This is a genomic window from Deinococcus sp. LM3 (genome assembly GCF_002017875.1).
Lineage (GTDB): Bacteria > Deinococcota > Deinococci > Deinococcales > Deinococcaceae > Deinococcus.
Genome location: NZ_MUFV01000001.1, coordinates 2,839,240 through 2,851,772 on the forward strand (window position 1 = coordinate 2,839,240; position 12,533 = coordinate 2,851,772).

Sequence of the window (12,533 nt, forward strand, 5' to 3'; positions counted from 1 at the left end):
GTCATTTATTGGGTGGCTGGGCAGCGGACCGGGCCGCGCGGTGGGGCGGCGCCCTGCGCTAGCCTCCGGGTATGACTGAACCGCACCCGACACTCCTGCAACTCTCCCTGCTGGGCGGCGCGTCGTTCCGCGAGGTCACGCGGTTGCTCGGCGGCCTGACCTGGGCCGAGGCCAGCGCCGCGCACCCCGCCCTGCCCCGCACCCTGGCCGAGGTGATCTGGCACCTGAGCGTCACGCAGCGCGCCAGCCTGAACATCGCCTCGGGCCGCGCGGACGGCTGGCCCGACGACCTGAACGTCTGGCCCCCGGCGCCACTGACCGAACCCGAATTCACGGCGGCGCACGCCGACCTGCTGGCCGGACTGCCCGAGGCGCAGGCCCTGGCCCGCGACCCCAGCAGCCGCGCCCGCGACGTACTGACCGATCTGGCCGTCCACAGCGCGTACCACTGGGGACAGGTGGCCCTGCTGCGCCGCCTGAACGGCACGCTGCCCCCGGCCGCCGGGACGGGCGCGTGAGCGTGTTCGTGGGCTCCGTGTTCGTGGGCTCGCTGAACCCCGGCAAGGTCCAGCCGGTGCAGGAGGTCTTCACGGCGCTGGCGGCCGACCTGGGCCTGCCCTCACCGCTGTCCGTGCAGGGCGTGAACGTGCCCAGCGGCGTGCCGGACCAGCCGCTCGGGGTGGAGGAGACCGCGCTGGGCGCGACCAACCGCGCCGCCGCTGCCCTGGCGCAGCCCGGCGCGCTGTGGGGCGTGGGTCTGGAGGGCGGCGTGCGCCTGGACGAAGGGGGGAGAGGCTGGCTGTTCGGTGTGGTGGCTGTGGCGCACGCGTCGGGCGTGAACGCGGGCCGCACGGCGGAACTGCCGGTCCCGCCCGCCATCCTGCCCGGCGTGCTGGCGGGCCGGGAACTCGGGACGCTGATGGACGAACTGCTGGGCACGCGGGACCTCAAGCGCGGCGTGGGCACGGTCGGTGCGCTGACAGGCGGCCTCGTGACCCGCCCGGACGTATGGCGGCAGGCGCTGGCGCTCACGCTGGCCCCGTTCCTGCACCCGCAGCTGTACCCGGTATCCGACCTGTCCCCGCGCGGGTAAACACCCAGCCCGTCCCAGGGCTAACGAACGTCTGTTAGGCTCGGGCGCATGTCCTGGAATCACTCCCGCCAGATCGGCCAAGCGCAGGTCCATTCCCTCACCGACGGGCAGTTCCGCCTGGACGGCGGCGCCATGTTCGGCAGCGTCCCCAGGGTGCTGTGGGAACGCGCCGCGCCCGCCGACGACCTCAACCGCATCCGCCTGCGCATCAACCCCCTGCTGATCCAGCTGGGCGGCGAGAACATCCTGATCGAGACCGGCTTCTGGGATCAGGGCGGCGAGAAATTCGAGGGCATGTACGCCCTCGACCGCGACGAGACCGTCTTCCGGGGCCTGGACCGCCTGGGCCTGAGCCCGGAAGACATCCACCTCGTCATCAACACGCACCTGCACTTCGACCATGCCGGGCGCAACGTCACCCTGCTGGGCGACCCGACCTTCTCGAACGCCCGCTACGTGGTGCAGAAACAGGAACTCCACGACGCCCGGCACACCCACGAACGCAGCCGCGCCAGCTACATTCCCGCCTACATAGACCCCATCCTCGACGCCGGACTGTTCGACGTCGTGGACGGCGAGCACGAACTGCGCCCCGGCCTGAGCGTGCTGCCGCTGCCCGGCCACAACCTCGGGCAGCAGGGTGTGGTGCTGCGCAGCGAGGGCCAGACGCTGGTGTACGTCGCGGACCTGATTCCCACCCTGGCGCACGCGCCCACGCCGTACATCATGGGCTACGACCTGTACCCGGTCACCACCCTGGAGACCCGCAAGGCCCACCTGGGCGCGTGGTTCGAGCAGCAGGCGACCATCTGCACTCCCCACGACCCCGACGAGCCCTTCGCCCGCCTGCACGAGAACCCCAAGGGGGGCTTCACCCTGCAAGCGGATAGCTGAAAGCCAGGAGCAGAAGGCCCGCCCCGATAGTCCGGGCGGGCCGTTCGCTGCATTCCTGGGAAGGGGGGCGGGTCATACGGACTCGGATTGAATGGGCTTTGCAGCCCATTCAATCCGAGCGGAGCGAGTGGGAGCAATACGGGTTCCGGAGGTGGAGCTGGCAATCCGGTGAAGTTCCGGATTGTCGGCGAAACAAACGGAATCCGTATCAGACCACCGACCCACTTCCCATCATCCCACTGCCCGCTTACGCCGGGTGCAGTCCTGCGAATTCCAGTCCGGTCGTCTCGGGCCAGTCCAGGGCGATGTTCAGGCTCTGGATGGCGTGCCCGGCGGTGCCTTTCACTAGGTTGTCGATGGCACTCATCAGGACCACGCGGCCGGTGTCCATGTCCATCTCGAAGCCGATGTCGCAGTAGTTGGTGCCGTCGAGCAGCATGGGGTCCGGGTAGCGGTGGATGCCCTTGGCGACCTTCACGATGCGGATGAAGGGCTCCTGGGCGTACACCTCGCGGTAGGCGCTCCAGACGTCGCGGTCGCTGTAGCCGTCGGGAATCCAGGCCTGCGCGGTCGTCAGGATGCCGCGCACGCGGGGGGTGCTGATGGCGGTCAGGTGCAGCGGGAAGTGCCCCGGCAACTCCTGCTGCGCCTCGGCGGTGTGGCGGTGCCCGACGGGTTTGTACACGCGCAGGCTCCCGGCGCGTTCCGGGTGGTGGCTGCTGTCACTGGCGCTGGCTCCGGCGGCGCTGCTGCCGACCAGTCCGGTGGCGATGATGTCCTTGGGCAGCAGCACGCCCAGTTTCAGCAGGGGGTACAGGGCCAGGATGACGCTGGTGGCGAAGCACCCGGCGCAGGCGATGCGGGTCGCGCCGCGCAGGTCCTCACGGTGCAGTTCCGGGTTGCCGTACACCCACTCGCCCAGTTTGTCGGGGGTGGGGTGGTCCTCGCCGTACGTGGCGCGGTACACCTCGGGGTCTTTCAGGCGGAAGTCGGCCGAGAGGTCCACGATGATCTTGCCCCTGGCCTCGAATTCCGCGATGCGGTGGGCGGCGTGCCCGTGGGGGAGCGCCAGCACGATGATGTCGGCCTCGTCCAGTTCGGCGGCCCGGCGGAACTTGAGGTTGGTGCGGCCGCGCAGGTTGGGGTGGACCATGCTGACCATGGTGCCGGCGTTGCGTTCGCTGGTGACCTGCGTGACGTTCAGGTGGGGGTGGTTCAGGGCGAGGCGCAGGAATTCGCCTCCGGCGTAGCCGCTGCCGCCGACAATGGCGACCGTTTTCTGATCGTGCATGCTCATCGCCGCGCAGCATACCCCGCCCCACCCTGGCCTGTCGAGTGACATGTCTTACGGTCATAGGTTTATCAAATGAAAACCGCCCCTGGAGTGACCCAGGGGCAGCCTTCCGGACGGAACGCTTCAGGCCTTCGCGGCCTGCGCCGCGTCACGGCGACGGCGGGTGCGCTCCTCGTAGTACACCACCAGCGGCGCCACGATGTAGATGCTGGAATACGTACCCACCAGGATCCCCACCAGCAGCACCAGACTGAAGTCCCGCAGCACCGGCCCACCGAAGATCAGCAGGCTCAGCAGCGGCAGCATGGTACTGACCGACGTCATGATCGTGCGCGACAGCGTCTGGTTGATCGACATGTTCACGATCTCACGGTACGGCCGGCCACGCATCTCCTTGATGTTCTCCCGGATGCGGTCGGACACGATGATCGAATCGTTCAGCGAGTACCCGATCAAGGTCAGCAGCGCCGCCACGCTGGCAATCGAGAACTCCAGGCCCAGCAGCGCGTACAGGCCCATCACGATCGCCACGTCGTGAATCACGGCCAGGATGCTGCCCAGACCCATGATGAAGTCGAAGCGGAAGCCCACGTACACCAGGATCAGCCCCATGCCCAGCAGCACCGCGTAGATGGTCTTCTGCGTCAGCTCCTGCCCGACCGCCGGACCGACCGTCTCGGTGGACTGCACCTCGCCGCCCGGCAGCGCCGTGATGGCCGCCGACAGCTTCTGAACCTCGGGCGTCGTCAGCTCCGGCACCTTGATGGTGTACGTCGCGCCGTCCAGGCCGGGCGTCACGTCACGCTGCACCACGGTGCTCTGCCCGTTGATCTTCTCCACGCCGGCCCCGGTCGCGGCCGAACGCACCTGCTCGGTCGTCGTATCGGCCGCCGTCTTGATGGCCACCGTCGTGCCCGACGTGAAGTCCACGCCGTAGTTCATGCCCTTGCTCGCCAGGATCCCCACGCCCACCAGCGCCAGCAGCACGCTGAGGGTCGTGATGATCTTCGCCGGGCGGATGAAGTCGATGCGGGTATTCTTGATCCACAGACGGGCGTTCATGTTCGGGCGGCGCTGCGCCAGCCACTCGATGAACCACTTGGCGAACACCAGATTCGAGAAGGTCGCCGCCACCACGCCCACCATCAGCGTCACTGCGAAGCCCTTCACCGGACCCGTCGAGTAGTTGTACAGCGCCAGCGCGGACAGCAGGTGCGCGGCGTTCACGTCCAGAATCGCGGCCGTCGAGTGATCGTACCCGGCGCGGATCGAGTTCTTGATGCCCTTGCCCTTGTCCAGCTCCTCCTTGATGCGCTCGAAGGAGATCACGTTGCCGTCCACGGCCGCGCCGATGGTCAGCACCAGACCCGCGATGCCCGGCAGGGTCAGCGTGGCCCCGAAGCCCGCCAGCATGCCCAGGATCACGATGCTGGAGAACAGCAGGCCCAGCGCGCCCACCAGCCCGAACCAGAAGCCGTAGTACGCGAACAGCATCACGAACACCAGCGCGATCCCCACCAGGGCCGCGATGGCCCCGCTGCGGATCGCGTCGGCGCCCAGCGTCGGCCCGATGGCCTTCTCGGCCTCGGTCTTGATCTTGATGGGCAGCGCCCCGGACTTCAGCACCAGCGCCAGCTGACTGGCCTCCTCGGCGTCGAAGTTCCCGGTGATCTGCACGTCACGGAACAGCCGCTGCTGGATGTTCGCCACACTCTGAATCTGGTCGTCCAGCACGACCGCCATCAGCCGGTTCACGTTCCTGCCCGTGAACTCCCCGAAGGTGGCGGCGCCCTTGTCTGTGTTCTGGAAGGTCACGACCCAGCGGCCCGACTGCGGGTCCGTCGCGGACTGCGCGTCCGAGATGACCTCCCCGGTCGCCTCGACCGGTCCCAGCTGATCCAGCGTGTACCCGCCGCTGCGCGGGTTGCTCTGCGCCAGCGCCGGGTCCGGCTGCGCGTTCTGCTGCACGATCCGGAACTCCAGGCGGGCCGTCTGCCCGATGATCTCACGCGCGCGGTTCTGCACGGCGGGCGTCGCGCCCGGAATCTCCACGACCACGCGCTTGCCACCGGCGACCGTCACGGTCGGCTCGGCCACACCCAGCGCGTTCACGCGGTTCTCGATGACGGTCTTCACGCGGTCCAGTTCGTCACGGGTGGCCGTGCCGGACTCGGGCGCCAGCTCGATCCGCAGGCCGCCCTTGAGGTCAAGACCCAGCGTCATGAACTGGAACTTGTCGTCCCAGAGGGTCCACAGGTTGTCACGGTGCTCCCAGGGACGCCAGATGTACGCCAGGGACGCCAGCAGCGTCAGCAGCAGCAGCAGCCCGGTCCAGGGGTTGGGTTTCGACGCCGTGGGCGCGGCGCGGCGCGGCGGCGGACGCCGCCCGTCTTTGTTGCGATTATTGCCGTAGGTCACAGGAACAACTCCAGAAGAAAGAAACGAGAGGCGGATCGGTCACCCGGGCCACGCGGGCAGGCCCATCATCGGGCCCGGCGGTCAAACCCGTGGTCAGGCGGTCGGCAGGTGGGGGCGCGGGTCAGCCGCCGTCCGACTGCCGCCGCCCCAGCACACTCAGGGCCGGGCGGCGCAGCGGCGGCGACCACGCCCGGACCGCCCGCACCTCGGCGTGAACGGCCGCCGCCCACGGCAACGGTTCCGGCGGCGGGGAGGCGGGGAACGGCGTGGGCGTGGGCGCACCCGGCGCGGGCCGCAACTCCGGCAGGACAGGCGTGACCCGCCCCGCCGACAGCCGCTCGCCCACCTCCGGCGCGGGCGCGGGCGTCCCGAACCCCACCGCCAGCAGCGACAGGACCGTCAGCACCCCAGGCCACGCACTCAGGCGGGCCAGCCACGCGGGCGGAAGGAACAGCGGACGGTTCAAAGCGACCCAGCATAGCAGACCCCGCCCCCACCACAGCCCGGCCCGGTCGCGCGGCCCGGCGATCCGTCCGCGTTAGCCGCGCCTTAACCGCCGCCCGGCACACTGCCGTCGTGGCTGACCTCCGGAGGGCAGTCCACACCGGAGCGGGTGCCCGGCCCGCCTGAACCCGGTCGCCCGGACCGCGTCATGAACGGTCCCGTTCCCGACGACCCCCTTCCCGACGATCCTCAACCCCCCACGGAGAGTGCCCCCATGAAGAACCCCCTGAAGAACCCCCTGAAGAACCGTCTGCCCCTGATCGCCTTCGCCGCCCTGCCCCTGACCATCGGCCTGGGCTTCGCGCAGCAGACCAGCACCAGCACCACCGACGTCACCGCCCATGCCCAGCAGAGTGCCCAGCGCGGCCAGGGGCAGGGCCAGCAGGACCGCGCCGCCCGCAGCGTCACCAACCACGCCGACACCTTCGTCAAGAACCTCGCCACGCAACTGAACACCACCCCCGAGAAGCTCAAGGCCGCCGCCGTGAAGGCCGGTAACGCCACCATCGACGCCGCCGTCAAGGCCGGGGAGCTCCCCGCCGAACGGGCCGCCGACATGAAAGCGCGCCTCGCCGAGAACCCCTTCGGCTTCGGCGGCGGACGTGGCCCTGGCGGCCCTGGCCACCGCGACGGCGAGGGTCAGCGCGGCCCGCGCGGTCAGCAGCCCGCCGCCCCCGCCGGCAACGCGGATCAGGGCAGCGCGGCGGCCGACACCACCAGCGGCACCTGACCTGACCCCCGACCCCCCAGAAGCCCCCCGTCCCCGTGGCGGGGGGTTGGTCATGTGAGGCGCCCACGCCGTCAGCGGGCAGGCACAATCGGCGTCGTGCCCTCCTTCCTGCCCCCGAACCGGCCGCCCGACGGACTGGGTGTCCGCTGGCTGGCGTGCTGGCTGCTGCTGACTCTGCTCGGCTGGTACGGCGTGACCCTGACGCCCTTGGCGCGGCGGCTGGCGGGCGAGACCGGGCCGCCCCTGACCGGCGAGCCGCCCAGCGCCTTCATCCTGTTCGGCCTGAACGCGGGACTGGCCCTGATCGTCGCCCTCGCCTGGGGCCGCGCGGAGGGTGACCGGGGCTGGACGGCCCGCGCCACCCCCTGGATCATGCGTGCGGCGCGGCTGTCCCTCGCGTACGTCCTGTTCATCTACGGCTGGCAGAAGGTGTTTCTGCTCCAGATGGCCCAGCCGGACCACAGCGACCTGCTGACCCGCTTCGGGCAGATGAACCACATGGGCCTGCTGTGGCGCACGGTCGGCGCCTCGCCGCTGTTCCAGTTCGTGGGCGGCGCGCTGGAAGTGCTGCCCGCTTTCCTGCTGCTGCACCGCCGCACGGCGCTGGCCGGGGCGCTGCTGGCCGTGCCGGTCCTGAGCTTCGTGCTGCTGCTGAACCTGGGCTTCAACGTGTTCGTGAAACTCGGGGCCGCCAACCTGCTGCTGCTCGCCGTGGCGATCCTGTGGCCGCACCTGCCGAACCTCTGGCGCGCCCTGCGGAACGAACCCACCCGGCCCCTGCCGGCCCCGCCGGGACTGCCCGGCCCCCGCCCGCTGCGGGCGCTCGCGCGGGTGGTGGTTCTGGGGTACGTCACCTGTGCGCCCCTCCTGACCACCCTGGACTTCGTGCAGAAGTGGTCCCCCCGTCCCGTCCCTCACGATCTCGCGGGCGTGTACCGCGTCACCGCCGACTCCCGACCCGCCCCGGATATCGCGAACGACTGCCGCTGGCGCACCCTGGCCCTGAATGCTTATCGCGCCAGCCTCGCGCCGCTGTACCGCCTGGAGCGCCTGAACTGCCCGGACGCTCCCGCCACAGGTGCCGGACGCTACGACGTCAGCGGACAGACCCTCATACTGACTCCGGTCGACGGCTCCCCGCAGCGCCTGCGTTGGGCGCGGCAGGACGCACAACTCACCCTGACCGGCCAGGAGAACGGTGTGCCCTTCACCGTCACTCTGGAACCCGCGCCCGCCCGCGACACCCGCCTGCTGAACGACTCCTGGCGACTGTTCGTCACGCCCGCCGCGAACGAGTGACGACCACAAAGAAAGCCGGAACCCCACGCGGAGGTTCCGGCCTTTACGGCGAAGCTTAGTTCTGCTCGACTTCCACCATTTCGCTGGCTTCGATGATGTCGCCTTCCATCACGTCGTTCCAGTCCACGTTGATCCCGCACTCGTAGCCGGTCTGCACTTCGCGGACGTCGTCCTTGAAGCGCTTGAGGCCCACGATGGTGCCCTCGTACACGACCTGCTTGCCGCGCGTGACCTTGGCTTTCGCATTGCGTTTCAGGCTGCCGTCCGTGACGTACGAACCGGCGATGGTGCCGCTCTTGGGGTGCTTGATCAGCATGCGGACCTCGGCGCGGCCCAGGTACTTCTCCTCGAACACGGGTTCGACGTTGCCCTTGATCAGGCGGTCGACCTCGTCGATGAGTTCGTAGATGATCCGGAAGGACTTGATGTCCACGCCCTTGCCGTCCGCGACCTTCTTCACGCCGCCCGAGGCGGTCACGCTGAAGCACAGGATGGTCGCCTCGGCGGTGCTGGCCAGCAGCACGTCACCCTCGGTGGGCGCGCCGATGCCGGCGAGCATCACGTTGATCTTGACGTCGTCGCTTTCCTTGCGGGCCAGGATGCCCTGGATCGCCTCGACGCTGCCCTGCGTGTCGGCGCGCAGGATCAGGTTCACGGTACGCACGCTGCCGAGCGGCCCCATCATCTCTTCCAGGGTCAGGCGGCGCTGTACGCGGGCGTTCTCGGCGTCACGGCGGTCACTGGCGCGCGCGGCGACGATCTCGCGGGCGGCGTGCTCGTTCTTGGCGCTCTGGACTTTCTCGCCGCTGCTGGGCACCTCGCTGAAGCCCAGGACCTGCACGGGCGTGCTGGGTCCGGCTTCCTTGATGCGCGCGCCGTTGCTGTCGGTCATGGCCTTGATCTTGCCGTAGTTCTCACCGACGACCAGGAAGTCGCTGACGTGCAGCGTGCCTTCCTGCACCATGACGGTGGCCAGCACGCCCGCCTGCTTGTCGACCTTGCCCTCGATGATCACGCCGCCGAAAGTCCCCTTGGGGTCGGCGCGCAGGTCTTCGAGTTCGGCCGTCAGGCTGATGTACTCCAGCAGGTCCTCGACGCCCTCGCCGGTCTTGGCGGAGACGGGCACGACCACGAGGTCGCCGCCGTACTCTTCGGGCACGAGGTTCAGCTGGGTCAGGTCGGTCTTCACGCGGTCCGGGTCGGCCTGGGGCAGGTCGACCTTGTTGATGGCGATCAGCATGGGCACCTTGGCGGCCTGCGCGTGCGCGATGGCCTCGCGGGTCTGGGGCATCAGGCTGTCGTCGGCGGCAATCACGATGATCGCGATGTCCGCGACGTTCGCGCCGCGCGCGCGGATGGTCGTGAAGGCCTCGTGGCCGGGCGTGTCGATGAACACGATCTTGCCCTTGCTGGTCTGCGCCTCGAAGGCCCCGACGTGCTGGGTGATGCCCCCGGCTTCCTTGGCGGCGACCTTGGTCTTGCGGATGTAGTCCAGCAGGCTGGTCTTACCGTGGTCGACGTGACCCATGATCGTCACGACCGGCGCGCGGTGCGGCACTTCCTCGCCGGAGGTGGGTGCGTCGGCCTGCGGTGCGGGCGCGGCGCTTCCGGCGTCGGCGTCCGTGGGGGTGTCGCTCTCAGGGGCGGCGGCGGCCTGCGCGGGTGCTCCGCCGGCCTGCGCGGCTTCCTCGGCCAGCATTTCCTTGATCAGTTCCACGGTTTCTTCCTCGATGGTGCTGCTGACGCTCTTGTACGAGACGCCCAGACCGTCGAGCAGTTCCAGCATCTTGGCATTCTCGACGCCAAGGTCCTTGGCGAGGGTGTAAATTCGAACTTTCGACATGCTCACCTCCGGTGAGACCCGTCACGGACCCGTCCGGGTGCGTGCGGGGTTGATTCTGATGCGGCCACTGGGGGGCCGCTGGGGTCAGGTCGGTGTTCAGGGCCGCTCCGGGCGACCAGGGCGGCCGACACCGCCGGGGCCTGCGCGCCGAACGCGCGGCGCAGCCGCCCCTGCTGCCAGCAGTCCGGGGAGTCGGCGCACACGTACGCGCCGCGTCCTACCCGCACGCCGGACTGCGGCGCCCACACCCCACCGACCCGTGCCAGGCGCGTGAACTCCGCCTGGGGCCGCCGGCGGCGGCACGCGACACAGGTCCGTTCCGGCGTGTGCCGGTCCGGGGTGGGGGCGGGGGAGTCCGTCAACACTTACTCCTGAACGTCGTCCGGGCTGGCGGTCGCGACCGACTTGCTGTCCTTGAACAGCGCGTCGAACGCGGACTGGGCGTTGCCACTGTCGCGGCCTTCCTGCTCGTCGGCCAGCGCCTGCTGCATCGCGGCGTCCAGGTCGCTGATCGCGGCCGTTTCACGCAGGTCGATCTTGAAGCCGGTCAGCTTGGCAGCCAGACGCACGTTCTGTCCGCCCTTACCGATCGCCAGGGACAGCTGGTCGGGCGTGACGGTCACGGTCGCCTCGCGGCGGTCAGGCTGCACCTCGATCAGACCCACCTTGGCGGGGCTCAGGGCGTTGCGGATGAAGTCGCGGGTGTTCGCGTCCCACAGGATCACGTCCACGCGCTCGCGGCCCAGTTCGCCGGTCACGGCCTGAATGCGGTTCCCGCGGTGCCCGATGCACGCACCGATGGGATCCACGTTGCTGTTATGCGAGAACACCGCGACCTTGCTGCGCTGACCGGCCTCGCGGCTGATCGCCTTGACCTCCACGATGCCGTTGGCGACCTCAGGAATCTCCTGCTTGAGCAGGTAGTCCAGCAGACGCTCGTCGGCGCGGCTGGCCAGGATGGTTGGGCCTTTGGGGGTCTTGCGAACCTCTTTCAGGTAGATCTTCACGCGGTTGCCCGGCGTGAGTTTCTCACCCGGAATCTGCTCGCGGGGCGGCAGGATCGCCTCGCCAGCGCCCAGTTCCACGAACCAGTTGCCCTTGTTGTCGCTGCGGACCACCTGCGCGGTCAGCACCTGACCCTCGCGGTCCTTGTACTCGTTGAACACCACGTTGCGTTCGGTCTCACGCATCTTCTGCGTCAGGGTCTGCTTGGCAGCCTGCAGGGCGATGCGGCTGAACTTCTCGCGGTCCACCGGGAACTCCATCTCCATGCCGACTTCCACGCCGGGATCGAGTTCCAGCGCGTCGGCCAGCGAGATCTGCATGTGCTCGTCCTCGACCTTCTCCACGACCTCGCGCACCACGAGCACTTCCAGCTCGCCGCTCTGCGGGTCCAGGTGAACTTCGATGCGCTTGTCGGGTTCGACGTTGCGGGTGTACGCCTGCGCGAGCGACTGCTCGAACGCCTCGATCAGCTGCATCTCGTTGATGTTACGGGCCTGCGCCACTTCACGCAGCGCGTCGGCAAAATTGAATTCTGGCTGGGTCATCTCACTCTATCCTTTACTAGAACCCGGGCGGCCCGCGCCTGGCAGGCCCCGCCCGATTTAACGGTGACGGTCCGGGAACTCCGCGAGGTTCGCCTGGAACGACCCGGCGCGCAGCGTCACGCGCTCACCCGCCACGTCGAACGAGACCATCTCGCCGTCCACGGCGGCGATCGGCGCGGTGAACGCCTGCCCCTCGCCGCGCACGCGGGCCTTGAGGCCCAGCATCCGCTCGAAGTGCCGCGCGCGCGTCAGCGGACGCTTCCCGCCGGGCGATTCGAACTCCAGGCGGTACTCACCGGAAATGGGATCCACACGGTCGAATTCCGCCTCGGCGGCGCGGCTGGCTTTCGTCAGGTCCTCGACCGTCACGGGCTGCTCGTCCAGCCGGTCAATGCGGACCAGCACGATCGGCTGCCCGCCCAGGTTCTGCACCTGCACTTCCAGCACCTCGAACCCCAGCGGGGTCAGTGCGGTCTGCGCGATCTGCTCAAGTTGATTGTTGCTTCCATTGTTATTCATATTGTGTCGGCTGTGAATCCAGCCTGAAAACCACCCCCTCCACGAAAAAAGGTGGGTTGCCACCCACCCCTCGTTCGAGGAATTACGCTCCCAGTATACCCGAAACCCCGCCTTCCGCGCGCCGCCGCTCACAAAGTGCGCCCCCGCCCCCCACCCGACCCCTTGCAACGCCGCCCCCCATCCCTTTAATATGTCAGGCCGCAACGGGCGGTTAGCTCAGCGGTAGAGCGCTCGCCTTACACGCGATTGGTCGGGGGTTCAAATCCCTCACCGCCCACCAGAGAAACAGCGTCCCCGGAGATTCAGTCCGGGGACGCTCGCTGTTGTCTTGCTGGTGTCTGTGGGCAGGCGGTGGGGGAGTGGGGAGTCGGTCGTGGGGGATGGGCCTG

Annotated in this window: 12 protein-coding genes and 1 tRNA gene; 6 read left to right on the forward strand and 7 right to left on the reverse strand. The window is 68.9% G+C overall.

All coding sequences use genetic code 11. The features are described 5' to 3' along the window. The first annotated feature begins 71 nt into the window (after positions 1-71). The 3 genes from BXU09_RS13375 to BXU09_RS13385 are packed head-to-tail and all read left to right on the forward strand — an operon-like array spanning position 72 to position 1,987. Positions 72-518, forward strand: coding sequence for a DinB family protein (locus BXU09_RS13375; protein ID WP_078303989.1), 447 nt, complete (start codon positions 72-74; stop codon positions 516-518). Then, positions 515-1,093 carry an inosine/xanthosine triphosphatase gene (gene yjjX, locus BXU09_RS13380; protein ID WP_240501245.1) on the forward strand — a complete coding sequence of 193 codons (579 nt, stop codon included), beginning with the start codon at positions 515-517 and terminating at the stop codon, positions 1,091-1,093. The genes BXU09_RS13375 and yjjX overlap by 4 nt, the downstream gene beginning before the upstream one ends. Before the next feature lie 48 nt (positions 1,094-1,141). Continuing rightward, positions 1,142-1,987, forward strand: coding sequence for an MBL fold metallo-hydrolase (locus BXU09_RS13385; protein WP_078303992.1), 846 nt, complete (start codon positions 1,142-1,144; stop codon positions 1,985-1,987). A 247-nt stretch (positions 1,988-2,234) separates the two neighbouring features. Here BXU09_RS13385 and argC read toward each other — a convergent pair whose 3' ends face one another. The 3 genes from argC to BXU09_RS13400 form a co-directional block, all read right to left on the reverse strand. Beyond that, on the reverse strand, positions 2,235-3,284 hold the full coding sequence (argC, locus tag BXU09_RS13390; RefSeq protein WP_078303996.1) for an N-acetyl-gamma-glutamyl-phosphate reductase: 1,050 nt from the start codon (positions 3,282-3,284) through the stop codon (positions 2,235-2,237). Between the two features lie 120 nt (positions 3,285-3,404). Beyond that, positions 3,405-5,699, reverse strand: a complete 2,295-nt coding sequence (gene secD / locus BXU09_RS13395) for a protein translocase subunit SecD (RefSeq protein ID WP_078303999.1) — start codon at positions 5,697-5,699, stop codon at positions 3,405-3,407. 121 nt (positions 5,700-5,820) lie between these two features. Next, entirely contained in the window at positions 5,821-6,165 is a 345-nt protein-coding gene (locus BXU09_RS13400; RefSeq protein ID WP_078304001.1) for a hypothetical protein, read from the reverse strand. A 252-nt stretch (positions 6,166-6,417) separates the two neighbouring features. Between BXU09_RS13400 and BXU09_RS13405 the strand changes: the two genes are divergently transcribed. After that, on the forward strand, positions 6,418-6,933 hold the full coding sequence (locus tag BXU09_RS13405; protein WP_144012121.1) for a hypothetical protein: 516 nt from the start codon (positions 6,418-6,420) through the stop codon (positions 6,931-6,933). A gap of 96 nt (positions 6,934-7,029) precedes the next feature. After that, entirely contained in the window at positions 7,030-8,232 is a 1,203-nt protein-coding gene (locus BXU09_RS13410) for a hypothetical protein (RefSeq protein ID WP_078304009.1), read from the forward strand. 55 nt (positions 8,233-8,287) lie between these two features. Here BXU09_RS13410 and infB read toward each other — a convergent pair whose 3' ends face one another. Genes infB through rimP form a run of 4 tightly spaced genes read right to left on the reverse strand, consistent with a single transcriptional unit; the run spans position 8,288 to position 12,144 of the window. Further along, positions 8,288-10,075, reverse strand: coding sequence for a translation initiation factor IF-2 (gene infB / locus BXU09_RS13415; protein ID WP_078304016.1), 1,788 nt, complete (start codon positions 10,073-10,075; stop codon positions 8,288-8,290). 2 nt (positions 10,076-10,077) lie between these two features. Next, a complete protein-coding gene (locus tag BXU09_RS13420) occupies positions 10,078-10,440 on the reverse strand; it encodes a YlxR family protein (protein ID WP_240501247.1) in 363 nt (120 codons plus the stop codon). After that, positions 10,441-11,625 carry a transcription termination factor NusA gene (gene nusA / locus BXU09_RS13425; protein ID WP_055363312.1) on the reverse strand — a complete coding sequence of 395 codons (1,185 nt, stop codon included), beginning with the start codon at positions 11,623-11,625 and terminating at the stop codon, positions 10,441-10,443. It lies immediately after the preceding gene. Positions 11,626-11,682: 57 nt separating this feature from the next. Further along, positions 11,683-12,144, reverse strand: coding sequence for a ribosome maturation factor RimP (rimP, locus tag BXU09_RS13430; RefSeq protein WP_078304021.1), 462 nt, complete (start codon positions 12,142-12,144; stop codon positions 11,683-11,685). Positions 12,145-12,349: 205 nt separating this feature from the next. Here rimP and BXU09_RS13435 point away from each other — a divergent pair. Next, a tRNA-Val gene (locus BXU09_RS13435) sits at positions 12,350-12,424 on the forward strand. Positions 12,425-12,533: the final 109 nt, after the last annotated feature.